At 70.7% G+C, this 25081-nt stretch carries 13 protein-coding genes and 1 pseudogene; 9 read left to right on the forward strand and 5 right to left on the reverse strand.

Annotated elements, in window-relative coordinates; genetic code table 11:
• Nucleotides 1-8925 (reverse strand): amino acid adenylation domain-containing protein (locus tag AB0F88_RS42770; RefSeq protein WP_362697866.1); only part of this gene is annotated, 8925 nt, incomplete at its 3' end.
• An 850-nt stretch (nucleotides 8926-9775) separates the two neighbouring features.
• Between AB0F88_RS42770 and AB0F88_RS42775 the strand changes: the two genes are divergently transcribed.
• The 7 genes from AB0F88_RS42775 (at nucleotide 9776) to AB0F88_RS42805 (ending at nucleotide 18428) form a co-directional block, all read left to right on the forward strand.
• Complete coding sequence (locus AB0F88_RS42775) at nucleotides 9776-10492, forward strand: alpha/beta fold hydrolase (protein WP_362697869.1); 717 nt, start codon at nucleotides 9776-9778, stop codon at nucleotides 10490-10492.
• A 187-nt stretch (nucleotides 10493-10679) separates the two neighbouring features.
• Entirely contained in the window at nucleotides 10680-10898 is a 219-nt protein-coding gene (locus AB0F88_RS42780; RefSeq protein ID WP_362697872.1) for an MbtH family protein, read from the forward strand.
• Nucleotides 10899-11593: 695 nt separating this feature from the next.
• Nucleotides 11594-12706, forward strand: a complete 1113-nt coding sequence (locus tag AB0F88_RS42785; protein ID WP_362697876.1) for a hypothetical protein — start codon at nucleotides 11594-11596, stop codon at nucleotides 12704-12706.
• Nucleotides 12707-12740: 34 nt separating this feature from the next.
• Entirely contained in the window at nucleotides 12741-13907 is a 1167-nt protein-coding gene (locus tag AB0F88_RS42790; RefSeq protein WP_362697879.1) for a toxic anion resistance protein, read from the forward strand.
• 116 nt (nucleotides 13908-14023) lie between these two features.
• Complete coding sequence (locus tag AB0F88_RS42795) at nucleotides 14024-15613, forward strand: VWA domain-containing protein (RefSeq protein WP_362697882.1); 1590 nt, start codon at nucleotides 14024-14026, stop codon at nucleotides 15611-15613.
• Nucleotides 15600-16229 carry a hypothetical protein gene (locus tag AB0F88_RS42800; protein ID WP_362697885.1) on the forward strand — a complete coding sequence of 210 codons (630 nt, stop codon included), beginning with the start codon at nucleotides 15600-15602 and terminating at the stop codon, nucleotides 16227-16229. The genes AB0F88_RS42795 and AB0F88_RS42800 overlap by 14 nt, the downstream gene beginning before the upstream one ends.
• Before the next feature lie 375 nt (nucleotides 16230-16604).
• On the forward strand, nucleotides 16605-18428 hold the full coding sequence (locus tag AB0F88_RS42805; protein ID WP_362697888.1) for a DUF4132 domain-containing protein: 1824 nt from the start codon (nucleotides 16605-16607) through the stop codon (nucleotides 18426-18428).
• 295 nt (nucleotides 18429-18723) lie between these two features.
• Here AB0F88_RS42805 and AB0F88_RS42810 read toward each other — a convergent pair whose 3' ends face one another.
• Both AB0F88_RS42810 and AB0F88_RS42815 read right to left on the reverse strand, forming a co-directional pair.
• Complete coding sequence (locus tag AB0F88_RS42810; protein ID WP_362697891.1) at nucleotides 18724-19521, reverse strand: alpha/beta hydrolase; 798 nt, start codon at nucleotides 19519-19521, stop codon at nucleotides 18724-18726.
• Nucleotides 19522-19751: 230 nt separating this feature from the next.
• Nucleotides 19752-20540 (reverse strand): MerR family transcriptional regulator, encoded by a 789-nt coding sequence (locus AB0F88_RS42815; RefSeq protein ID WP_362697894.1) that lies wholly within the window; start codon nucleotides 20538-20540, stop codon nucleotides 19752-19754.
• Between the two features lie 1489 nt (nucleotides 20541-22029).
• Here AB0F88_RS42815 and AB0F88_RS42820 point away from each other — a divergent pair.
• On the forward strand, nucleotides 22030-23076 hold the full coding sequence (locus tag AB0F88_RS42820) for a patatin-like phospholipase family protein (RefSeq protein ID WP_362697897.1): 1047 nt from the start codon (nucleotides 22030-22032) through the stop codon (nucleotides 23074-23076).
• A 326-nt stretch (nucleotides 23077-23402) separates the two neighbouring features.
• Here AB0F88_RS42820 and AB0F88_RS42825 read toward each other — a convergent pair whose 3' ends face one another.
• Nucleotides 23403-23612 (reverse strand): hypothetical protein, encoded by a 210-nt coding sequence (locus AB0F88_RS42825; protein ID WP_362697900.1) that lies wholly within the window; start codon nucleotides 23610-23612, stop codon nucleotides 23403-23405.
• 24 nt (nucleotides 23613-23636) lie between these two features.
• On the opposite strand from AB0F88_RS42825, the pseudogene AB0F88_RS42830 reads away from it, so the two are divergent.
• Nucleotides 23637-24245: pseudogene (locus tag AB0F88_RS42830) on the forward strand (transposase); the annotation flags it as partial.
• Nucleotides 24246-24406: 161 nt separating this feature from the next.
• Here the strand turns inward: AB0F88_RS42830 and AB0F88_RS42835 are convergent.
• A complete protein-coding gene (locus AB0F88_RS42835; RefSeq protein WP_362697903.1) occupies nucleotides 24407-25057 on the reverse strand; it encodes an MOSC domain-containing protein in 651 nt (216 codons plus the stop codon).
• Nucleotides 25058-25081: the final 24 nt, after the last annotated feature.

Raw genomic sequence — 25081 nt, forward strand, 5'->3', positions numbered from 1 at the left:
ACGGTCCAGGTACCCGCGGGCGAGCTGCACCCCGGCGAGGTACAACTCGCCGGGAACGCCGGCGGGGACGGGCCGCAGGCGGGCGTCCAGGACGAGCGGGGACACGCCGGCGAGGCCCCGCCCGATCACGCTGCCGGGGGAACGCGCTCCGGTGTCCTCGACGCCGAGCGCCGCGCACGTCGCGTACACGGTCGCCTCGGTCGGGCCGTACATGTTCAGCAATACCGGCGCGGTGTCCCCGTGCCCGGCGTACCACGCTCCCAGCCGCGTCACGTCCAGCGCCTCGCCCGCGAGCACCACCATGCGCAGGGCGAGGTCCACCTCGGCGTCGGTCCGCATGAGCTGGTAGAAGGCCGACGGGGTCTGGCCGAGTACGGTCACCCTCTCCGCCGCGAGCAACCGCAGGAGGTCCGCGGGCGACCGGGATACCTCGAAGGGGACCACCACGAGCCGGCCGCCGTGGAGCAGCGCGCCCCACAGCTCCCACACCGACACGTCGAAGGAGAAGGAGTGGAACCAGGCCCACACGTCGGGCGAGCCGATGCCCAGCCGCTCACGGGTCGCGGCGAACAAGGACACGACGTTCTCGTGGGGCACGACCACGCCCTTGGGGCGGCCGGTGGATCCGGAGGTGTAGATCACGTAGGCCGGATGGGCGGGCAGCAGGGCGCCGTCCCGGTCGCTGTCGGACAGGTCGGTGCCGTCCGTGGCCCGGAGGCGGGCGAGGACGGCAGGGTCGGTCACGTCGATGAACGGCACCGCGTCAACGGGCGGCGTCGCCTCAACGGGCGACAGCGCGTCGACGGGCAGCACGGCGTCAACGGACGGCGTCGCGTCGACGAGTGGCACCGGCTCGCCGCCCGGCGCGCTCCCGTCCGTGATCAGCAGGGTCGCCCGGGAGTCGGCCAGCATGTAGGCGACGCGCTCGGCCGGGTAGGCCGGGTCGATCGGCACGTACGCCGCCCCGGACTTGACGACGGCCAGCAACGCGACGACCAGGTCGGCCGAGCGGTCCATCATGACCGCCACCCGGCGCTCCGGCCCGGCGCCGCGGGCGACCAGGAGCCGGGCCAGCCGGTTCGCCCGGCCGTTGAGCTCGGCGTAGGACAGGGCGCTGCCCTCGTGGACGACCGCGGAGGCGCCGGGAGTGCGAGCCGCCTGCGCCTGGAACAGGTCCGGCAGGGTCACCGCCGGCACCTCGGGCGCGGTGTCGTTCCACTCCACCAGCACCCGGTGACGCTCGGCCTCGCCCAGCGGTTCGAGGTCGTCGACACGGCGGGCGGGATCGCCGGCCACGGCGCCGAGCAGCCGGACGAACCGCTCGGCCAGTGTCTCGACGGTGTCGTGGTCGAACAGGTCGGCGGCGTAGGTGACGGTGCCGGTCAGGCCGGCGTGGGTCTCGTGGAGCTCGATGTCGAGGTCGAACCTGGCCGGCCGGTCGCCGGTGTCGAGCCGTTCGACGTCCAGGCCGGGCAGGTCGAGGCTCGCGGGCGCGGTGTTCTGCAGGACGAGCATGGTCTGGAAGAGGGGGTGGCGGGCCATGGACCGGGTGGGGGCCAGGTCCTCCACCAGCCGTTCGAACGGCACGTCCTGGTGGGCGAGGGCGTCCAGGGTCCGTTCGCGCACCCGGTGCAGGAGTTCGCGGAAGGTGGGGTCGCCGGACAGGTCGGTGCGGATGACCAGGGTGTTGACGAAGAAGCCGACGAGGTCGTCGAGGTTGTGGTCGGTGCGTCCGGCGACGGGGGTGCCGACGGGGATGTCGGTGCCGGCGCCGAGGCGTGACAGGAGGGTGGCGAGGGCGGCCTGGAGCACCATGAACATGGTGACGCCCTCGGCGCGCGCCAGCTCGGCGAGCCTCCGGTGCAGGTCGGCGTCGACGCGCACCTGCACGGTGCCGCCACGATGGGACGCCACCGCGGGCCGCGACCGGTCGGCGGGCAGGGAAAGCTCCCCGGGCAGGTCGGCCAGGGCCTCGCGCCAGTACTCCAGCTGGCGGTGAAGGGCGCTCGCCGGGTCGTTCTCGTCGCCGAGCAGATCGCGCTGCCACAGGGCGTAGTCGGCGTACTGCACCGGCAACGGCTCCCAGGCCGGAGCCGCGCCACCGGCCCGCGCGGCGTAGGCGGCGGACACGTCCCGCGCCAGCGGGGCGAGCGACCAGCCGTCACTCGCGATGTGGTGCACCACCACGAGCAGCACGTGCTCCCTCGGGCTCACGTGGAACAGCCACGATCGCAGCGGGATCTCGGCGGCCAGGTCGAACACGTGGCCCGCCACCGCGCCCACCGCCCGCCGGAGGCCGTCCCGCGTGGCGGGGACCACCGGCAGCTCAACCACCACGTCGCCGGCGGGCAGGATCCGCTGGTAAGGCCGGCCGTCCGTGCCGCCGAAGACCGTCCGCAGCACCTCGTGCCGCCCGACCACGTCGTGCAACGCCGCGCGCAGGGCGTCGACGTCCAGCTCGCCGGTCAGCCGCAGCACCATCGGGATGTCGTACGTCGCCGACGGCCCCTCGAGCTCGCCCAGGAACCACAGCCGCCGCTGCGCGAACGACAGCGGAACCCGCTCCGGCCTGTCGGCCGCTACGAGAGGGCTCCGGGCGGAACCCGGTGTCCCCAGCCGCCGCGCGAAGGCCCGCGGGGTGGGTGCCTCGAACAGCGCCCGGATCGGCACCTCCACCCCGAACACCGGCCGCACCCGGCCGGCCAGGCGCGTCGCCAGCAGGGAGTGCCCGCCCAGGTCGAAGAAGTCGTCGTCCACGCCGACGGCGGGCAGTCCGAGCACCTCGGCGAACAGCGCGCACAGGATCTCCTCCTGCGCCGTCGCCGGACCCCGGCCACCGGCGCCCGCACCGTAGTCCGGGGCCGGAAGCGCCCCGCGGTCGAGCTTGCCGTGCACCGTGAGCGGCAGTTCGTCCATGACCACCAGCGCGGCCGGGACCATGTGGTCCGGCAGCGCGCCGGCCAGGTGGGAGCGCACCTCCGCCACGTCGACCGGGTCGCGCAGGACCACGTACCCGGCCAGGCGCCTGTCTCCGGGCCGGTCCTCGCGCACCGTCACGGCCGCCCGGGCGACCGCCGGGTGGGCGAGCAGCGCCGCCTCCACCTCGCCGAGCTCGATCCGGTACCCGCGGACCTTCACCTGGTCGTCGGTGCGGCCCAGGTACTCCAGGTCGCCGTCGGCGTTCCAGCGGGCCAGGTCACCGGTGCGGTACATCCGCTCGCCGGGAGTGCCGTAGGGGTTCGCGACGAACCGCTCCGCGGTCAGGCCCGGCCGGTCGAGGTATCCCCGGGCCAGCTGCGCGCCGGCGAGATACAGCTCGCCGGCCGCACCGGGCGGCACCGGGCGCAGCGACCCGTCCAGCACGAACACCGCGGTGTTCCACACCGGGCGGCCGATCGGAACGCCGCCGTGAAGATCCGGACCCCCGGGGCGGACCTCGTGGGCGACACACCCGACGGCCGCCTCCGTCGGGCCGTACTCGTTGACGATCACGACTCCGGGGTGGGCGGACCGCCACCGGGCCAGCTGCTCCCCGGTCAGGCCCTCGCCGCCCAGGACGAGGTCGCCCGCGGGGAGGGACCCGGCGGGCCACTCCGACAGCACGCCCAGGTGGCTCGGCGTCGCCTTGACGAAGGTGGGGGCCTGATCGGCGGGGATCTCGTCGTGGATCCCCGCGACGTGCACGGTGCCGCCCGACGCCAGCGTCCCGTACAGCGGGGTGACGGTCAGGTCGAAGGCCGCCGACGAGTGCAGGAGGGTGCGTCCGGCCAGCGCCGGGTACGCGTGCGTCGCCCAGGCGAGATAGTGCGACACCGCCGCGTGGCTCACGACCACCCCCTTGGGGCGGCCGGTGGACCCGGAGGTGTAGATCACGTAGGCCGGGTGGGCGGGCAGCAGCGCGGCGCGCCGGTCGGCGTCGGACACGTCCCCGCCGTCCAGCCCGTCCAGCTCCCGGGCGGTGGCCGGGTCGTCCATCTCGACGCGCGTCACGCCCGCGCCGGTCGCCACGTCCGTGCGGGTGATCACCAGGTCGGCCCGGGAGTCGGCCAGCATGTAGGCGATCCGGCCGGCCGGGTAGTCCGGGTCGATCGGCACGTACGCCGCCCCCGACTTCACCACGGCGAGCAGGGCGACCACCAGGTCGGCCGAGCGGTCCATCATGACCGCCACCCGGCCCTCGGGCCCGGCCCCCCGGGAGATCAGCCACCGGGCCAGCCTGTTCGCCCGCGCGTTCAGCTCCGCGTACGTCAGGCTCAGGTCCGGTGACGCCACGGCCGTCGCCGAGGGGGTGCGCGCCGCCCGCGCCTCGAACGACGCCGTCAGCGTCGTGGCGGGCACCTCCCTGGCGGTGTCGTTCCACCGGAGCAGGATCCGGTCCCGTTCGGCGGCGTCCAGCACCTCGACCCGGGCGAGTCCCACCGGCGGCGCCGACTCCAGCGCGGACACGACGGCCTCGGCCGCCGTGGTCACCAGGGCCGCCAGGGAACGCGGATCGATCGGGGAGGCCGCCTGGACCGTCACGGCGAAGCCGTCGCCGGTGTCGTCGACGTTGACGGCGACCGGGTAGTTGGTGCGCTCGTGCGCGTGGAGCAGTTCCACGCCCTCCAGGCCGATGCCGGGGGCGTCCGCCTGGCCGTGCCGGTAGTTGAACAGCGAGGTGAACAGCGGCGTCTGCGCGGGGACCCCGGCCGCCCTCTGCGCCAGGGCGAGCGGCGCGTGCTCGTGCGCCAGCAGCTCCGCGAGCTGCCGCCGCATGCCGTCCACCGCGTCCAGCACGCTCCCGGCGCGCACGTCCAGCCGTACGGGAAGCGTGTTGATGAACAACCCCGGGACGCGGTCGGCTCCGGCCCCGGCGTCCATCCGGCCGAACAGCACCGTGCCGAAGACGACGTCGTCACGGCCGGAGGTGGCGGCCGCCACCCGCGCCCAGGCGACGTGGAACAGCGTCGCCGGGCTGACCGCGAGCCGCCGCGCCTGCTCCCGCACCCGCGCGGCCACACCGGCGTCGAGCCACGCCCGCGCCTCGGAGACGCCCCCGCCGTCGCCGTGCACGTCCAGCAGCCCGTAGGGCGCGGTCGGCTCGGTCACGTCGCCCAGCAGCCGGGCGAAGAACCGCTCGTGCTCCCGTGCCGGCGTCCCCAGCCGCGCCCGCGCCACGAACTCCCGGTACGGCAACGGCTCGGGGAGCGCGTCCTGCCGCCCCTCCAGGAAGGCCGCCAGCTCGCCCAGCACCACGTCCAGGGCCGTGTGGTCCTGGATCAGGTGGTGTGACCGCAGGGCCACCAGCCACCGGCCGCCGCCGGGCTCCCCGGCCACGTGCGCGTGCAGCAGCGGGGCGCGGGTGAGGTCCATCCGCGCCGGAAGCCCCGCCACCAGCCGTTCCACCAGCTGTTCCGCCGGCCCGCCGTCCAGGTCCGTCTCCCGAACGGGAAGCCGGGCCTCCCGCAGCACCACCTGGACCGGTTCGCGCAAGCCCTCCCACACGAACGCCGTGCGCATGACGTCGTGCCGGTCGATCACCCGCTGCAGGGCGGCGAGGAACGCGTCCACCCGTGCCCGGGAGTCGAACCGCAGCACCACCGGCATGATGTACGGATCGGCGCTGTCGCCGCCCTCCACCAGGTGGTGGAAGAAGATGCCCTCCTGCAGCGGCGCGAGCGGGTAGATGTCGGCGATGTTGGCCGCGCCGCCGGGAACGGCTGCCACGATCCGGTCGATCTCCCCGGCGGTGAGGCCGGCGAGGGGCGCCATGTCCGGCGTGATCACCGTGGTGCCGGCCGGGATCCCAGCCGGCGGACCCGCCGGCCGGACGGCCGTCTCCTGGACCGCCGTCTCCTGGACCGCCGCCGCGAGCCCCGCGACCGTCGGCGTGACGTACAGCGCCCGCGCGCTCACCGGGACGCCCCGCCGGCGCGCCCGCTCCATCAGCGTCACCGCCAGCAGCGAGTGCCCGCCCAGCTCGAAGAAGTTGTCGTCAGCGCCCACCCGCTCCACGCCGAGCACCTCGGCGAACAGGGCGCACAGCGCCTCCTCGCGCGGCGTGGCCGGCGCCCGGAACTCCGTGTCCCCGACGTGCTCGGGCGCGGGCAGCGCCTCGCGGTCCAGCTTGCCGTTCACCGTCAGCGGCAGCGCGTCGAGCACGACGATCCCCGCCGGGACCATGTACTCGGGGAGCGTCCCCTCAAGGTGGTGACGCATCTGGACGGCGTCCGTGCCGGCCGGCGCGACGACGTACCCCACCAGGCGCCTGTCGCCCGGCCGGTCCTCGCGCACCACCGCCGCCGCCTGGGAGACGGCCGGGTGGGTGCTCAGCGCCGCCTCGACCTCGCCGAGCTCGATCCGGAAGCCGCGGACCTTCACCTGGTCGTCGGTACGGCCCAGGTACTCGACCTGACCGCCGGCGTTCCAGCGGGCCAGGTCGCCGGTGCGGTACATCCGCTCGCCGGGAGCGCCGTAGGGGTTGGCGACGAACCGCCCGGCGGTCAGGCCGGGACGGTTCAGGTATCCGCGGGCCAGCTGGGCGCCGGCGACGTACAGCTCGCCCGCCGTGCCCACGGGCACCGGCCGCAGCCAGGCGTCCAGCACGAACACCCGGGTGTTCCACATCGGCCTGCCGATCGGCAGGACGCCCTCACCGTCCCAGCCCGCCTCCACGACGTGGTCCAGGCAGCCCACCGTGGTCTCCGTCGGCCCGTAGTGGTTGACCACGGCCACACCGGCGTGCTTCCCGATCCACTCCAGCACCTGGGTGGCCTGCGCGGCCTCACCGCCGACCATCAGCCGGCCTGTCGGCACGTGCGCGTCGCCGAACTGCCTCAGGAAGGCCAGATGGCTCGGCGTGAGATGAAGGAAGTCCGGCCGCTCCTCGCCCAGCACGGCCGGCAGGCGCTCGTCCAGCCCGGCCACGTGCACGCGACCACCGGAGATCAGCGCCCCGTACAGCTCGGTCACGCCCGCGTCGAACGACACCGACGTGTGGTAGACGACGTTGCCGGCCACCTCCGGGTACGCGCTCACCGCACGCGTCACGTAGTTGACCACGCTGCCGTGCTGGACCACGACACCCTTCGGACGGCCGGTCGAGCCGGACGTGAAGATCACATAAGCCGGGTGTCCCGGCAGCAGTCCGCCGCCCCGTTCGGCATCGGTCAGGTCCTCCCCGGACAGCGCCGACACGGCGGCCACGACGTCCGGGTCGTCGACCACGACGCCGGGCAGGCCGTGCCCGGCGGCCGGACCCCGCCGGCCGAGCACCAGGGCGGGCCGCGCGTCGGCCAGCATGCGCGCGATCCGCTCGGCCGGGTAGGCCGGGTCGACCGGCACGTACGCCGCCCCCGACTTCAGCACCGCCAGCAGTGCGACGACCAGGTCGGCGGAGCGGTCCATCAGCACCGCGACCCGCTCCTCCGGACCCACGCCACGGGAGACCAGCAACCGGGCCAGCCGGTTCGCCCGGGCGTTCACCTCGCCGTAGGTCAGGGCGCTCTCCGGTGTCACCACCGCGAGCGCCGAGGGAGTGCGGGCCACCTGCGCCTCGAACAGCGCCGTCAACGTCGTGGCGGGCACCTCGCGGGCGGTGTCGTTCCACTCCACCAGCAGCCGCTCGCGCTCGTCCGGGGCGAGCAGGTCCAGCCCGGCGATCGGCGCGCCGGGCTCCAGCCGGGCCAGCGTCGCGAGCAGGTTCAGGAAGCGCTCCTGGTGGGCGGCGTTCTCCTCGGCGGTGTAGCGCGCCGGGTTGGCCGCGAAGTCCACCCGCAGGCTGTCGTCCGACCGCTCGTAGACGAGGATCGTCAGGTCGTCCACCGCGCCGTTCGTCAGGTACGTCCGCGAGGTGGTCTCACACCGCCCGAAACGCGGGCTCTCGTCCGACGGCAGGATGTTGACGACCGGCCCGGACATCCGCCTGCCCGTGGCCGCGAGCCTCAGGTCGCGGTACAGGTCCCCGTGGCGGTACCGCTGGTGGGCCAGCAGCCCGCGGGTCCGCGCCGAGGCGTGACGCGCCAGCTCGCGCACGCTCATTCCCGGCTCCGGGCTCAGGCGGAGCGGAAGGTTGTTGGCCATCGTCGCCACCGTGCCCGCCACCCCGGACCCCTTGCGCGCGGGAACGGTCAGGCCCAGCACGACCTCCGGCGCCCCCGCCATCCGGTGCACGTACAACCCCGCCGCGCCGATCAGCAGCGCGGGCAGCGCGACGCCCGAGGACCGGGCCAGGCGCCGCAGCGGCCCGGCGATCCCGCCCGGTACCACCGCGCTGCGGCGATGGGCCGACGCCGACGCCGGCGCCGTCCCCGCCGTGAGCGAGACGGCGTCGGGGGCGTCCGCCATCTGCTCCGCCCAGTACGCCCGGTCCCGCGCGAACTGCTCGCTGCCTCGGTAGAGCTCGTCGTCGGCCAGGACCTCGTCGAGCGTCGCGAACGGCGACAGGGGGCAGGCGCGCCCGTCCTCCAGCGCGGAGTAGATCTCCGCCACCCGGTCCAGCCACAGCGTGTAACCCACGGCGTCCAGCGCGATGTGATGGGCCCGCAGGTACAGCACGGTCCGGTCCTCACCGACCCGGAACGCGGTGATGCCGAAGATCGGGCCGGCTTCGAGGTCGGCCGGGCGGGCCGCGTCGGCACGCATCCACGCCTCGGCGGCCGCCGTCGCATCGGGTTCGCCTCGCAGGTCCACCACGGGAAGCCGGTAGTCCGGCGGAGGCTCGACCATCTGCCAGGGGTCGCCGCCGTCCTGGCCGAAACGCAGGCGCGCCACCTCGGTCTCGGCCAGCGCCTGCCGGATGGCCTCCTCCAGCAGGGGAAGCCGCAGGTCCCCGGATATGTCCAGGTACTCCACCATGTTCTGGGCCGGGCTCTCCGGATCGAGAGCCTGGGCGGACCAGATGCCCCTCTGCGCCGCAGTCAGAGCCTTCTTCGCGTGTTCGAACATACCTCGTCAACCTCAGCTCTGAACTAGAGACGATCTCTATGGGAGTACAGGTGCTCCGGTCCCCGCCGCTCCGGCCGGCCGGAGCGAGAGGTGGGCGGGTACGGGGCGCGGCATCGCCTGACCGGCCGGAGTACGTGCCCTCGCTCCGTTTCCCCGTGGGAGCGAGCCGCCCGCGGAAGGGTTCGCGACGGTCGCCTCGCCCGGAACGAGCTGTCCGAGTGTGCGGTCATCGGTGAGCCGGAACGTGGACGGCGTGTGGCCGGACTGGGCCTGGGGGATGGTCGTTCAGTGTCCGGGCGGCGGTGTCCCGGTGCGGTCACCGTAAGCGAGCTTCCCGCCGCTCCGGGGTGGGCGCGACGGGCGCGTGCCACGTCGCCGTCTCGCGGCCGGATCCCACCGGTGCGCGGGCCTGAAGCCGACCGGCCATGGATCTTTACTCACCGATCGGGTGTGCCGGCTTCCGGCGGGTGAACGGTCGAGCATGCCGTGTGCCGGGCCGGTCGACCATCAACACGCGACGGACGCTCCTCGATCCGGACATGCTGGATACCTCGTTCGCTCGGTAGGAAGGGTGAGCGCAGCGTTCGATATCCGGCTCGCGGAGAGCCTTGCCTGTCCCGGTGACGAAATAGTGAACGATATATGTAGTCATCTTGTCTGTCAGACAAGATGACAGGGGGAGTGTGCCCCATCGGCATTTCGGAAAGGGCGATGTCGGGGGAGCGAACGGACCTGGTTAGGATCCCGTCGGCCGGATCGAGGTCCATCTCACCGGCCGTTCCCGATCGGCAGGGGAGAGGCCAGGATGCTCGACGGTCGCGCCGGAAGATCCGGCGCATGGCTCCGCACCATGACGCGGAGCCCGGTTCCGCGGCTGCGCCTCGTCTGCTTCCCGCACGCGGGAGGCGCGGCGAGCTTCTTCCGTCCGTGGGCGGATCACGTCTCCGCCGAGGTGGAACTGTCCGCGGTCCGCTACCCCGGGCGAGAGGACCGGGTCGCGGAACCGTTCGCCGAACGCCTCGACGACCTGGTCGAACCGGTGGTCCAGGAGTGCCTGCGGCTGGCGGACGTCCCGCTGGCGTTCTTCGGCCACAGCATGGGAGCGTCCGTCGCCTACGAGGTGGCCTTGCGCCTGCAGTTGGATCACGGAATCGGGCTTCGGGGCCTTTTCGTCTCCGCGCGCTCCGCCCCCGGCCACGAAAAGGAGCCGGACCTGGCCGGGGCCGCCGACGACAGGCTGATCGAACATCTGACAGGGCTCGGGGGTACGGACGGCCAGGCGCTGAGGCACCCCGAGTTGCTCGACCTGCTGCTTCCCGCCATCCGGGCCGACTACCGGCTGGCCGAGAGCTACGAGCCGACCATCAAGGGCGCTGCTCTGGACACCCCGATCTCGGTCTACTACGGCGACGCCGAGGAGGACCTGTCCGAGGAGTCCGTCATGGCGTGGTCGGCCGTGACCACCGGCCCCTTCCGGACGCGATCGTTCGAGGGCGGCCATTTCTACCTGGTCGATCACCTTCCGGTTCTCGTCGCGGATGTGCTCGCCGCCTTCGGCCGTACCTGAACGTCTCGCTGTGCGGCTGCGCAAGCATGAAAATCGACTCCTTAAGCAGGATTTCACCCGGCCTTCATCGAGTGATCAACCGAACGATTCGTTCTTCGGGTCGTATGTCGGACGCTGACGGGCGTTTTTGCCCCAGCCGCGATTCCACCTTCTCCTTCAGCCATGCTCTACCAATTGGGGGCCTGTCATGACCAATCCCTTCGAGGATCCCGATGCCTCGTATCTCGTGCTCGTGAACGACGAGGGTCAGCATTCGTTGTGGCCGGTCTTCGTCGACGTGCCCGAGGGGTGGGCCGTCGTCCACGGTGAGGCCGACCGGGCGAGCTGCCTTGAGTACATCGAGACCAACTGGACCGACATGCGGCCCAAGAGCCTGATCGCCCAGATGGACGACGCCACGCGTTGAACCTTGGCGGCGAGCCGCCGGCCGGGGGAGCGGTACGCCACCGGATCCAGGGGGGGCGGAGTGCGGCAGGGCGCGCGGGCCGCGTGCCCGACCGCGGGACGGACGTCCTCGCGCGACCTGTCAGCACGGATCAACTGGCTGCTACCGGTCAATTGTCAAACAATCGGGAAGTATGCTTATAAATCTACATTGTAAAGGCGTCGGCCTGAAATTCAAGATCATTTACAATGGCCTAAAGACTCACCACCTAGAAGCAAGGCTCACCGCCCCGTTTTCGTCGAGCGGGTCGTCCGACAGGGAACTCGGTCGCTCCGCCTGAGGTGCCCAGAGGGTTCGCCTGGTCACTGGCCGATGATCCCCGTCTCCGCTCCTTCGAGTCGGTCACCAGGCTGTCGATCTGGTGGATCCGCCGGCGAGGGTGACCTTCGTGGTCGGTGCCGGGCGACTGCCCGGAGTTCACCGAGCCGACGGAGTTCAGCGTCTCGGTGCTTTCCGGCGGGTCGAGGCCGACGCCGGGGGATTCATGCGAGTTCCGGTGCGACGACGGCGACCGCCCTCCGAGTGGCGTATTGGTGAACGGAAAGTGAATTGTCAATACGTTGTGAGTTCCTCGCTCCGCGCTGTCGTCATTAATCACATAATTCAATTACGACCGCTATTTCATAGCGATACGGGGCAAGCTTTCGAGGAATCACATGAGGCGTTGGATCGGTGTCGGGCTGGCGCTGCTCCTCGGCGCCGCCGTGGTGGCGGCGATCGTGGTGGGCAACGGCGGCGGTGCGGAGACGAGGGAGCTCACCCTGGTCCGGGGGGTGATCGGTTCGGAGAAGAAGCCGTTCTTCGACGATCCGAGGGTGCGGGCGGTCTTCGCGGCGCACGGCCTGCGGGTGGAGGTCGACACCGCCGGATCGCGCCAGATCGCGACCTCGGTGGACCTGGGGAAATACGGCTTCGCGTTCCCGTCCAGCGCTCCGGCGGCCGAGAAGATCAGGCGTGACCGGGGTGCTGCCCGCACGTTCGCGCCGTTCTCCTCGCCCATGGCGATCGCCGCTTTCACCCCGATCGTGGAGGTGCTCACCAGGGCGGGCGTCGTACGGGACTCCGGTCAGGGTTACCAGGTGTTCGATATCCAGAAATATCTAGTTCTGGTGGCGAAAGGCACTCGGTGGGACAAATTGCCGGGTAATACCGCTTACCCGGCGCGCAAGCGCGTGCTGCTTACCACCACCGACATCCGTACCTCCAACTCCGCGGCGATGTACCTGTCGATCGCCGGTTACGTGGCCAACGGCGACGACGTGGTCACCTCCGACGAGCAGGGGGCCAGGGTGGCCCGGGCCATAGCCCCTCTCTTCCTCGACCAGGGCTACTCCGAGACCTCCACCGAGGCGCCGTTCGAGGACTACCTGTCCCTGGGGATGGGGAAGACGCCCATGGTCGTGATCTACGAGGCGCAGTACGCCTCGCGCCTGTTCGCCGGGGACGGCTCGATCCGCCCCGACATGCGGCTGCTCTACCCCTCGCCCACGGTCCTGAGCAAGCACACGCTCGTACCGCTGGGCGAGCGGGGCACCGAGGTCGGCCGCCTCCTGCAGGAGGACCCGGAACTCGGGCGCCTCGCGGCCCTGTACGGCTTCCGCACCGCCGCCCCCCGGGCGTTCGACGACCTCGTGGCGAAGGCGAGGGCTCCGCTGCCACCCGTCCTGGTCGACGTGGTGGAGCCTCCCGACCACGAGCGGCTGGAGGGCATGATCTCCGCGGTCGAGACGCTCTACCGCTCCGGAGCGGTTCCCTCATCCGCCCCCTGACCTCACCTTCCCAGCGTTTCAAGGAGAGACCACCGTGAGCGATCTCGTGCTCAGCCCGCCCGAACCCGTGGCCAAGGTGCCCACGGAGAAGGCGGCCACCATGCTGCCGGTCCCGGAGGGGCGGGAGGCGGAGCTGGCGGAGAAGGCCCGCGGTTTCGCCGAGGAGCTGGGCGGCCTGGACCCCAGATCGCCGGAGTTCGCCCGGAAGGTGTACGACATCATCTCCATGGGCGACTCGGAGATCCGGGCCTCCTCCCAGGTGGCGAACCGCATGCTGGGGCGCCCGGTGGCCGCGCTGGCGTCCGCGCGGGGCGAGGGCCGGGACGCGCAGGCGGCGGTGGCGGGACAACTGGTCGCGCTGCGCCGCACGATCGTCGACCTCGATCCCAAGCAGACGTCCGGCCCGGCCAGGAAGCTGCTGGGACTGATCCCGTTCGGCGACAGGCTGCGCGACTACTTCGCGAAGTACCAGTCGGCGCAGAAACACCTCGACGACATCATCCGCGCTCTCAAATCCGGGCAGGACGAGCTGCGCAAGGACAACGCGGCCATCGAGGGCGAGAAGACCAACGTGTGGGAGTCGATGAAGCGCCTGCAGGAGTACGCCCTGCTCGCCGCCGCCCTCGACGCCGCGGTGGAAGAGAAGATCATGTATGTCGAGGCGGCCGAGCCGGAGAAGGCCACCGCGCTGCGCTCGGACGCGCTGTTCGGCATCCGGCAGAAGCACCAGGACCTGCTGACCCAGCTCGCGGTGTCCGCCCAGGGGTATCTCGCCCTGGATCTGATCCGCAGGAACAACCTCGAACTGGTCAAAGGCGTGGACCGGGCGACCACGACGACGGTCGCGGCGCTGCGCACGGCCGTGACCGTGGCCCAGGCCCTCGCCAACCAGAAACTCGTGCTCGACCAGATCACCGCGCTGAACGCCACCACCTCCGACCTGATCGTGGCGACCAGCGAGATGCTGCGCACGCAGGCCGCCGGCATCCAGACCCAGGCGGCCTCGACCACGGTCGGCATGGACGCGCTGCGCAAGGCGTTCGACAACATCTACGCCACCATGGACATGATCGACACGTTCAAGGCCAAGGCCGTGGAGAACATGGCGATCACCGTGGACAGCCTGACCGTCGAGCTGGATCACGCGCGCACGTACCTGGAGCGCTCCCGGCGCGGCGACGAGCAGGAACTCCCGCGATGAGGGGCCTTGCGCCCGGTGCGTCACCGGACTCCCGCCCGGCCTGGTCGGTATCCGGCGTGCCACTCGGTTCGCGCTCGGCTGGGCCGGCGCTCGGCGTGCGGGCGGGTGGCCGCCGGGTGAGGCGGGCGCTCGCCGTACTGGTCCCGCTGGTCCTGCTGGTGGTGTCGGCCGCGTGCGGCGGAGCCGGCACGCCCGACACCTCCGACACTCCCGCCGACGGCCCCGATGTGCTCCGCGTCCTCGTGGGAAGCGAGGTCGGCGACCTGGAACCGCTGCTCAGGCGGGCCCAGGACGCCGTCGGCGTGCGGGTCACGCTGTCGTACGCCGGAACGCTCGACGGGGCCGACCAGGTGGCGAGCGGTGGCGCGGACGGGCGGTACGACGCGACGTGGTTCTCCTCCAACCGCTACCTGTCGCTGATCGACGGGGCGGCCGCGCGGCTCTCGACCCAGACCAAGGTCATGGTCTCGCCCGTGCTGCTCGGGCTGAAGGCGTCCAAGGCCCGCGAGCTGGGCTGGGACGCCAAGCCGGTGACCTGGAGCGACATCGCCTCGGCCGCGAGCGCCGGGAAGTTCACCTTCGGCATGACCAGCCCCGCCGCGTCCAATTCCGGATTCTCGGCGCTGGTCGGGGTGACGGCGGCGCTCTCCGACGCCGGTGAGGCCCTGGAGGAGGCCCAGATCACCGCGGCGACCCCCCGGCTGAAGGAGTTCTTCTCGGCGCAGACGCTCACCTCCGGTTCCTCCGGCTGGCTCGCGGACGCGTACACCAAGGAGGGCACGGTGGACGGGCTCGTGAACTACGAGTCCGTGCTGCTCGGCCTCAACGCCTCCGGAAGGCTCTCCGAGCCGCTCACGCTGGTCTATCCGGGTGACGGGGTGGTGACGGCCGACTACCCGCTCACGCTCCTGAGCTCCGCGCCCCCGGAGAAGAGGGAGCTGTACGGCAAGCTCGCCGCCTGGCTGCGCACGCCGGAGATCCAGCGGGAGATCATGATCACCACCCATCGCAGGCCCATCGTCCCCGAGGTCAGGCCGGAGCCGCGTTTCGGGACCGCGTCGCTGGTGGAGCTGCCCTTCCCCAACCGGCGCGGCGCGGCCGACGAGCTGATCGGCGTCTACCTCAACCAGGTGCGCAGGCCGTCGCGGACCCTGTTCGTGCTGGACACCTCCGGCTCGATGAGAGGGGAGCGGATCGACGCGCTCAAGCAGGCGCTGACCGCTCTGTCGGGCGCCGACACCTCCGCCAGCGGGTCGTTCTCGCGCTTTCGTGACCGCGAGACGGTCACGATGATCCCGTTCAACACGGGTCCCGGCGCCCCGCGGACGTTCACCCTGCCCGACCGTGACGCCGAACCGGTGCTCCAGCGGATCCGCTCCTACGGTGAGGGGCTGCGGGCCGACGGTGGCACCGCGATCTTCGACAGCCTGCGGGCCGCCTACGAGCAGGTGCGGTCCTCGCCGTCGGAGGACTTCACCTCGATCGTGCTGATGACGGACGGCGAGAACACCGACGGTGGCTCCTACGACGACTTCGCCGCCTACTACGCGTCGCTGCCTGTGAAGTTCCGGACGTTCGTCGTGCTCTTCGGTGACAGCGACGTCGAGGAGATGCGGCGGATCGCCGAGCTCACCGGCGGGGCGACCTTCGACGCCCGGCAGGGGTCGCTGGCCGCGGCCTTCAAGGAGATCCGTGGCTACCAGTAGCCCGGGAGGGCGGATCCTCGCCTACGCCGGGTCGACCAGGAACATCGTCGGGTGTGCGCTGGCGCTCGTCGGGGTGGTCCTGGTCTTCCTCGGCGTCGCCGGGACGTTCTGGCCCGTCGTGGTCGCCGGGCTGTACGGCGTCGGGGCGCTGCTCGCTCCGGCGGACCGGGTGAGGCTGACGATCTCGCACGCAGAGGTGGAGTCGCGGCGGCTGCGTGCGGACCTGGGCACCCTGCTGGCCGAGGTTGGTAAAAACCGGTTCCCCGGCGACGTGACGACGCGCGTCAGCGCGCTCGCCGAGGTGCTGCGTGACATTCTCCGGCGGGCGGACACGCTCACCTCCTCACCCGATCACCTGCATATCGTGTCGCAGACGATCAGGGATTATCTGCCGTCCAGCCTGGAGGCGTACGCGAACCTGCCCCGCTCCCGCGCGCTCACGCGGCGCGGTGAGCGGGAGCGCAGCGCGCACGAGGAGTTGCTCGCCCAGCTCGACCTGCTGGATACCCGGCTGCGCGAGGTGGCCGAGTCGGTCTACCGGGGTGACGAGCAGGCCCTGCGCGACCAGGGCAGGTTCCTGCGGGACCGGTTCGGCGGCTCCGGCCTGGACCTTTGACCTGGTCGTCCGACGTCTCCGTGGGCGGGAATCGGCTGCGGCCTCTTCCGGTTGCGGATTCCCGCTTTCCTGATTCACGGCGAGTGGCACAGCCGAAGGAATCTGACCTGAGCGCGTGTAACTCCCACCGATCCGGTTCGGGTTGATCGGCTCAGTGAATCCGGCACCTGTGGAACCTCATGTGAGGTGCGGCGACGGGAGCGTGGCCGCATGCCGCGTTCGCTGAGCCGGTTCCATGTCTGCTGAGCCGCCGTGCCGACTTCAGCGAGCCGGTGCCAGGTTCACCGAGCCGGGACACCCAGGTCTCGAGCGACCCGCTGGTAGTCGTCCAGAACGACGATCTTCATTCGGACCTCGTGCGACTACGATCATGGGGTGACGTTCGCCGGCAATTGGGATCATCTGGAACCGGCCACCAGGGAGGCCTACCGGCGTTTCGACGCCCTCACCGAGCAGGGCCTCGACCCCGGCCCTGGCACCGACTGGCGCCTCTACGGCACCTATGCCCACACCAAGCTCTGGCTCAGCCCGCAGGGCGGCCACGACTACGACGAGCGTGTCCTGCGCCTGGTCCGCACCGTGGCCGGGCGCGCCGTCGGCTGGACGCCCGACGATGCCTGGAACCTGGCCGAACGCGCCGGCTACTGGGCCCGCCAGGGCCACACCTGCCACGAGGAGCTCTATCGGATCCCGCTGTCGGCCGCTCACCTGCTCCATCCGCAACAGCGCCGTGACCTGTTCGGCCACCTGACGGACCTCGGAGAGCTCCAGCCGCTCCTGGAGAGCCTGCTCACCGAGGAAGGCCCAGCCGGTGCGGTCAGGAACGTGATCGGGGAGGCCGACCCCTTCGCCACGATGCTGGCCGAGGAGTACGGCTCCCGCCTGGCCGGAATGCTGCCGCTGCTGCGCCACTGGGCCACCGCCGACGCACCGGCCCCAGGCGACGGCTGGTTGCCGGTCGTCTGCGATCTGCTCACCCCTGAGGCCATCGCCCTGGTCCACGAGCTGGTCACCCGCCTGGCCGCCTACCGGGGCGGCCCGTTCGTCTGCCACCACGCCGACATCAGCTGGAGCGAGGACCGCTTCCTGAAGGGCCGGACCGTCTCGGTGGCGCGCGGCCTGATCTGGACCTGCGAGGTCATTGACGAACCTTGGGTCCCGTCGCTGCTCGCCGACGCCGCTGTCACCTGCGGCACCGGCCACGATGGCCCCGGCTCCACCTGCCGCAGCGAGACCGTCGCCGACGGGGCCGTCGGCGTGCTGGCCCGCCGGGGCGCAGCCGAGACAGTCACCCCACTGGCGCTCATTCAGACGCGGGTACGGGCGGCGTCCGTACAGGAGAGGGTCGCTCGCGCGCTCGACGCGCTCGCCGACGCGGCCGCGCTGACCCGCGACCAGTTGCTCGACCGCATTCTGCCCGCTGCCGGCGCCACGCCCAGAGAGGTCGAGCAGGCGCGCACGGCCGCGCGCTACCGCCTGGAACAGGCGCTCATCCACCAGCGCGAATGGACCTGGCGTGAGGTCGGCGAGCACTTCCTCGACCACCCCGTCACTGGCCCCGACGCCCGCGCCCTGGTGTGGCGGATCCCCGGCGGTCCCTCAGGCCTGCCGGTCAGGACCGTCGACGGCTGGGAACTGGCCGGGCACCGCCCCGAGGGCACGGTCGCCTTGTGGCACCCGGCCGGCGCAAGCGCCGAGGAGGTGGACGCGTGGCGCGAGAGGGGTCTGGCGCAGCCGTTCGAACAGGTCCTCCGGGAGGTGTACGCGGAAGAGCCGGACCGCGTCGCCGGTCACGTCGTGCGCTACGAACTGGCTCGGACGGAGCTGATCCGGCACGGCTGGACCGGCGTGTCGATCGGCTACTGGGAGCACGACTGTCACGAGGGGCAGGGCGAGGTGGTGCGCGACCTTGCGGACTGGCAGGCCCGCTGGCTCCTGCGCGTCGTCGAGGGCATGTCCGACGAGGGCTGGGACCTGGACGCGCTGTGCGCGACCAACCCGATGACCTTTCACCGCGAGGGCCAGGAGAGGTGCCGGCGGCGTCGGTGCCGCCGCTGGTGCGGTCGGAGATCCTCCGAGAGGCCGACCTCACAGTCGCCGCCGCCTCGGCCGGCCCGGACGCCCAGCACCTGGTCGACTACTACGACGGGTATTGGCACTAGAAGTTATGCGGTATCGACACGACGATGCCCAGGATGACGGCCTCGTCGGCGTCGATGTCGCCGCGGGCGGGGTTGCGTGGTTTGGGGACGACGTCGCCGTCCCGTCGCCGGAACTCCTCGCTCGGCCACGCCCACCTCGACGTCCTGGGCCGCTATGCCATCTCCTCCGCACCGGCCGAAGGCCTGCGCCGGCTCGGCGAGATCCCCGACTTGCCCGACGGCGGGGACACGGCGCGGGGAGACGGTGGAGGGAGAGGGCGTGTAGGCCTCTGGCTTTGCGCCGACGGCTATCAGGATTCTCCCGTGCGGGATTCACCGTGACGGCGGCGTCTTCAGTTCCCCTCGTGGTCGAGGGCGGCGACCTCACGTACGGCCTCGGCGATGGCGCGATAGTCCTTACGCAGGATCGAACCGTGGTTGCTGGCGACTTTCGCGCTGATTTGGATGTTCGGATTGCGGGCGGTCACCGCAGGGAGGCTGGCGCGTATCCGTTCGTGCCCGCCCTGGCTTCCGAAGGACTCCCCAGAAGCGACCACGTAGCGCGCCGGGACGGTGATGCTGTCCAGCACGGGGCCCAGGTCACGCTCGCGGGCGATCTTGCCGACCTCGATGTTGCTGTCTGCCAGCTGGTCGCCGGTCATCCGTGGAGCCATACCGAACGGGCGCAGCAGCTGCATGGGCCACCAGATCCGCTTCCATATCTTGCGCATCCCCGGTTCCATGGACTCGTCGAACCAGTCGTAGGGCTGCGCGCCCTCCACCAAGACCGTGCCCACGGTACGGGCCGGATTCCGGCCGGCCCAGTGCGCCGCGACAAACGCTCCATAGGACCAGCCCACCATCACCGCCCGGGCCACATCCCGGGCTGCGAGGACAGCATCGACATCTCGGATGTTCGTCTCGAACGAATAATCCGCCGAACGCTTCGACTTGCCACGCCCTCGCATGTCGTAGGTGATATGCCGCCACTCCGTTCCCAACTCGGCAAGGACCCGCCGCCATTGCCGCTGAACGGCGGCGTGGCCGTTGAGGTAGATCACGGGGACACCGTCGGTGTCGGTGTCGGTGACGGCTAAGGCCGTATCGTCTACTGGGACCATGCCGGTCCAGGGGGATCGCTTGATGGTCATGCTCTTCCTTTCTCGGAAGTGAATCGGGAACGGTGGCTGGTGCCGGTGGCCAGGTCCCGGACGGCGCGCTCGTCGTAGGTGATGTGCCGGTAGTCGCCGCCGAGGTCAGCGATGACGCGCCGCCAGTGCGACTGGTCGGCATAGGCGCCGTTGAGGTAGACCCTGGTCCTGCACCCCGTCGCCCGCCGACATGAGTAGTGGACGTCCGGGTGTGAAACGACGCCCGCAGGTTAGCCGGGGGGCTCCGCCAGCCGCTCCATCCGGTGCCAACCGGCCCAGCCGCGCTCGCGCATCAGGTCCAGCAGCCGCTCCACCCGCGGGTCGGACTCGACGGCAAGTGCGTCCAGAAGGTCAACCGGTAGGTCGTCGTGCGCGACCTCGTCGGGGTTGATCTCGCCGGAGGTGTATGCCTGCTCGGCCAGGCCGGCCATGATGTCGGCGGCTTCTGCCAGACGCGGGTCGTCGTCGCCTGCGTCGTCGTCTTCGATGATCTCCGACAGGATCCGGTAGAGCCGAACGAGTTGCGGGTCATCGAGCTGCGCGAATTTTGCGGCCATGACCGCGGGGATGTCTTCGGGCCAGGAGGCAGCAACAACCAGGATCCACCCGTCCCGCTCCGCCTCCACCATCCGCTCTCCTACCCCGATCTCCCGAAGCAGATCGAGGTAGGAGATCACCTCCGGCGGGAGCGCCAGACTGTCCCCGGCGGCGAGCTGCGCGATCTGCTTGCGGCTGGTCTCAAGCCGTTCGATCTCGTCGTGCAGGCGACTGTCGATCCGTTGGACTGCTTCGGCAAAGGCCGATGCGTCGGCTTGGAGCATCTGACCGATCTGAGACAGCGGCACGCCGGCGTTGGCGAGGGTTCGGATCTTGATGAGCGACACGACCGCCTTCGCGCCGTAGCGCCGGTAGCCCGAGGCATCCCGGTCCGCTTCGGGCAGGAGTCCGATCTGGTGATAATGCCGCACCGCCCGCACCGTGACGCCGGCATACGCCGCCAATTGACTGATGGTCAGCATGTTCTGATCCTGCTCTCAACTTCGCCTAGACCCGGTCGGCGCCGGCTCAGGAGGTCCTGCGACGGTAGGAGAGATTGGCGAACAGGCAGGCAACGATGACCCACCACATCGGCAGCTGTACGGCCCCGCCACACGGCGGGGCCGTACAGCTGCCGTCAAGGGATCATGTCTGGCCACGTGGCTCCGGAGATTCCCGGCCATTTTTCGCCGGAACTTACATGCGGTCTCCTGGACCTGATCGGTTGTTGGCGGGATGCTCATGACAGCCAGCATGCAGGGTTGACGCAGCGTCAGGGTCAAGTCCGCCGGCAGATTCGTGTGTCTGGTGGCGATGGTAGGCGCACACGAGCCGGCGCGGACATCGTGCCGGTCTCCGAATTGCTCGGGCACGCCTCGCTGAACTCGATCCGGATCTGTACCCTGTCCACCGCTGCCGACCGGGCCCGCGCCGTCGAGCTGCTGCGTACAGACCACTGACCAGCGTCGGCAGGATCGAAAATTTGGCGGGCTGGGTCAGCTGCCCAAGCACCGGGCCGATTCCGACCACAACATCGCCTGCGTCGTCATCGCCCGCCTCGCCCCCGCAGGCTGACCCGGCAGTCCGGCCTGTCGGGACCGGGGTCCCGACAGTAATGGCCGTGAATCCAACGATGTTGCTTCTGACCTGCGGACACTCCTTGGGAAACATGATCACGGGACGGCGGGTCAGGCTCTATCCATGCAGGTCAGACCCATATCCGTTGGATTTTCCGCGATTGCTACCGGGACCCCTTTGATAACTGTCACCCTCCGTGAAGTGATCGCCGCGAATTAAGGCCGTGGGCTCCCTCGCCATCGCGGCCCAGATGAACTCTCCGGCCGGGGGCGGCCGTACGCCTCGATGACTTCGTTGAACAGAGACCTCTTGTCCCCGAACGCCGCGTAGAGGCTGCCGGGGCGCTGCGCGCCATGCTCGCCACCGTAGATCGCACCACCCTGGCCGGGAGGCGCGACGCCGCCGCGCTGCTGCTCGGCTACGCCTGCGCCGCCCGGGTCTCCGAACTGTCGGCCCTGGATGTCGCCGACATCCGCGAGACGCCCGACGGATTGTTGGTCGGCCTGTATCGGCGCAAGCTCAAGCGCTACGACGAGGTCGCAGTCCCCTGCGGCGCCAACCCGGCCACCTGCCCGGTGTCTACCAGGCCGGGCTCAGCCTGCGTCGCGGCCGGCCCCGTCTGCCCGGAGCGGTCGGCATGTGGCTGTGGACGGAGCCGCTGCGGGGCAGGTGCGGCTCGGTGTCGATCTGGCAGGATGAACAAGCCCGGCGCGATTTCGTCGCCTGGCCGGACCACGTCACCGTCATGCGGCGCCACCGAGGGCGGGGACGGCTCAGGTCCGTCACCTGGACAGCCATTCAACCCGACTGCGGCATCTGGGCACAGGCCCGCTCCTACCTGTCCGGCGACGGTACTCCGACACCATGACCGGCGCCGCGAAACGAGAAGGACATATGCAACGCGAACCGGTGACCGAGCCCGGCCGGCATGAGGTGCTGCGCGTCCTGGCCGACCGAATCCGCCACGGCAGCCGCCCGGGTGAGCGCCGAGACGGCCACCGGGTGGCCCTGGCCATCGAAGGCGGCGGCATGCGCGGCACGATCTCCGCGGGCATGGCCCTCGCCCTGTACGAAAGCGGAGTGACACACGCCTTCGACGCGGTCTACGGAGCGTCGGCAGGGGCCATCACGGCGGCCTGGCTGCTCAGCGGAACTCCCGAGCACCTGACCGGCTGGGCCGAACCCGTCTACGCGAGAGCGATGATCCGCCCGTCCAACCTGCTGCGCGGCCGGCCGATGGTCGATGTGCGTAACCTCGTCGAGTACCTGTACCTCGAGGTGGCCCGGATGGACTTCGACGCCGTCCTGGCCAACCCCGTCGAATATCACCCGCTCGCCACCGATGTCCGCACCGGGCGGTCCACCGATCTGCGCCCGCATCTGACCGGTCCCGCCGAACTGCGGTTGGCACTGCGAGCCAGTGCCGCACTGCCGTTCCTCGCCGGTCCGCCCATCGAACTGGCAGGGCGGCTCTACTACGACGCGGGGCTCGCAGAGTCCATCCCCTACCGTACGGCCCTGGCACAGGGTGCCAGCCATGTCCTTGTCCTGCGGTCCCGTCCCGCGCCTCCGGCCGGAATCGGAACACCGGCCGCCGGAATCGGAACACCGGCCGCCGGACCCGGCGCGCGCCCGTCCTACGGGGCACGCCTGATCGCCGTGACCGTTCTACGGAACCATCCGGAGGCACTGCACCGAAGTTTCTTCACACGCGGCCACCGCTTGCTACACGACGACGCGCTGCTCGCGCAGTACGACCAGGCCGCGCCGCCGATGACCCGTCCGCCCGCCGACAGCCAGGCCCCAGCGGTATTGTCCGTGCGTCCCGGGCCTGATACCCCGCACATCGGTCGCCTCACCCGCAACGGCAAACCCCTCAAAGCCGCGCTCGAAGCCGGCCGCGCGGCTGTCAACCGTCTGCTGCAGCCACCGGCCGGCTGACCGCCGCGCCGTAGGCGCGACCGGCACGCATCGGGAACCGAGTGCGCCGAGGCGGGGGTTGCCGCGTGGCGCCAACCGGAGGGGATCGACGGTACGCAGCAGCGCGGCCGGCTCATATGTCCCGTCTCATTCAACCTGAGGCACATCGACTAATCCGATTTGTGCTCATATTTTAGAACACATTATCGAGTATTGCTCTACTGGTCGCACTGAAACCGTCTCATTCAACTTGAGGCATCCTGCAGTTTTTCTCATCTACTTGAGGCAGTCGACATCCTGAGCAGGCACGATCGGTCCGATCACCAGGAGCAAACTGGAGATTTACCTCATGATCGATGAAACGGAAAAGCTACCTTTCGAGCTTCATGCGGCAGACGCAGCGTGGCGGCATGACGAAGGAAGCGCATCGTCCCTTCGTAGACGTCGGGCGGCGTATAAGCGCAGAGTTCGTGGCGGCGTGCCAAGACTGTCGGTGGGCCCAGGTCGTTGATGAGGATCTGCATGAGGAGGTAACCGGTCGCCTGCTGGAGTGGCATGTGGTCCACCCGGAGCAGGGGTGCGATCACCTGAGCGACCGCGACTTCGGGACATTCGCCTTTGATGAGTTCGGTCCTTTGGGCATCCGTCCCGCGCACGGCACGAGCTGGGCACCACAGGGCTGTCCGGACCGGCTGCCGGCCACTTACCACCGCACTCATGGGACCACCTACTTCCACGGCTGCTACTCCGTCGGCGACGACACGTTGTGGGGCGTCAACCGGCGCCGCAAAGGCATCGCTCCCACCTGGGCCGCGTTGCGGTCAATCCGTGCCGCCCGCCCGGACGGCGCTCCGATCCACGTGATCCTGGACAACCTGTCAGCGCACAAGAACTGGCGCATCCGCACCTGGGCCAGGCGCCACAAGGTCGAGTTGTGCTTCACCCCGACCTACGCCTCCTGGGCCAACCCGATCGAGGCGCACTTCGGGCCACTGCGGCAGTTCACCATCGCCAACTCCGACCATCCCAACCACACGGTGCAGACCCGAGCCCTGCACGCCTACCTGCGCTGGCGCAACGCCAACGCCCGCCACCCCACCCCCCTGGCCGCCCAACGCCGCGAACGTGCCCGCGTCCGCAGCGAAAAGGGCATCCGCTTCGGCGGACGCCCCCTTCCACTCGCCGCGTGATCGCTCAACCCGGCAAACGTTTCCGGTCACAGCACTAGCCATCGTGACGTTCCGCCCGTCACGCCGGGCGATCCGCCTTGGGGTGGTGGCCCGGACGGTTTGCGCCGTCGTGATGTTCCACCCGTCATGCCGGGGGCAGGCCGATCCGCCGAGGCCGGTGTCTACGCGGTGGTGCGACGGCGGGCTCGATCCCTGATCTCCTCCGGCAGGGCGTCGGCGGCGAGCAGCCGGGGCAGCAGGTCCGGTTCCGACGTCATCGCCCGGAAGGTGAGCGCGACGGTCACCTTGTGGGCGGGCCGGTGCACGATCTCGACCGGGTCGGCGGCGCGGATGTCGCCTGGCTCGATCACGCGCAGGTACGCGCCCGGCAGTGCGGCCCGGGTGAATCGTTTGGTCCAGCCCTCGCGCTCCAGCCAGCCCTGGAACGTCGCGCAGGGCAGGCGCGGGCACGACACCTCCAGCACGACGTCCGGCCCGATCCGCCACCGCTCACCGATCAGGGCCCCGTTGACGTCCAGGCCCGCGGTCGTGAGGTTCTCCCCGAAGACCCCGTTCGGCAGCGGCCTGTCCAGCTCGGCCTCCCAGCCGTCGAGATCCTCGCGGGCGTACGCGTAGACGGCCTGGTCGGAGCCGCCGTGGTGTTTCACGTCGTGGACACGGTCACCGGCGAGTCCGACCGCGCCGGTGCCCTTGGGGCCGGGGGCGGTGACCGCGACCGGGCCGTCGACGGGCCGCTTGTCGATGCCCGTCGAGTCGAGCCCCTTCCAGGGGTTGGGGCGTGGCCGGCCGACGTTGACCGAGAGCAGCTTCATAATGGCGACGGTACGTTCCCCCGC

Source organism: Streptosporangium sp. NPDC023963 (assembly GCF_040639135.1).
GTDB lineage: Bacteria > Actinomycetota > Actinomycetes > Streptosporangiales > Streptosporangiaceae > Streptosporangium.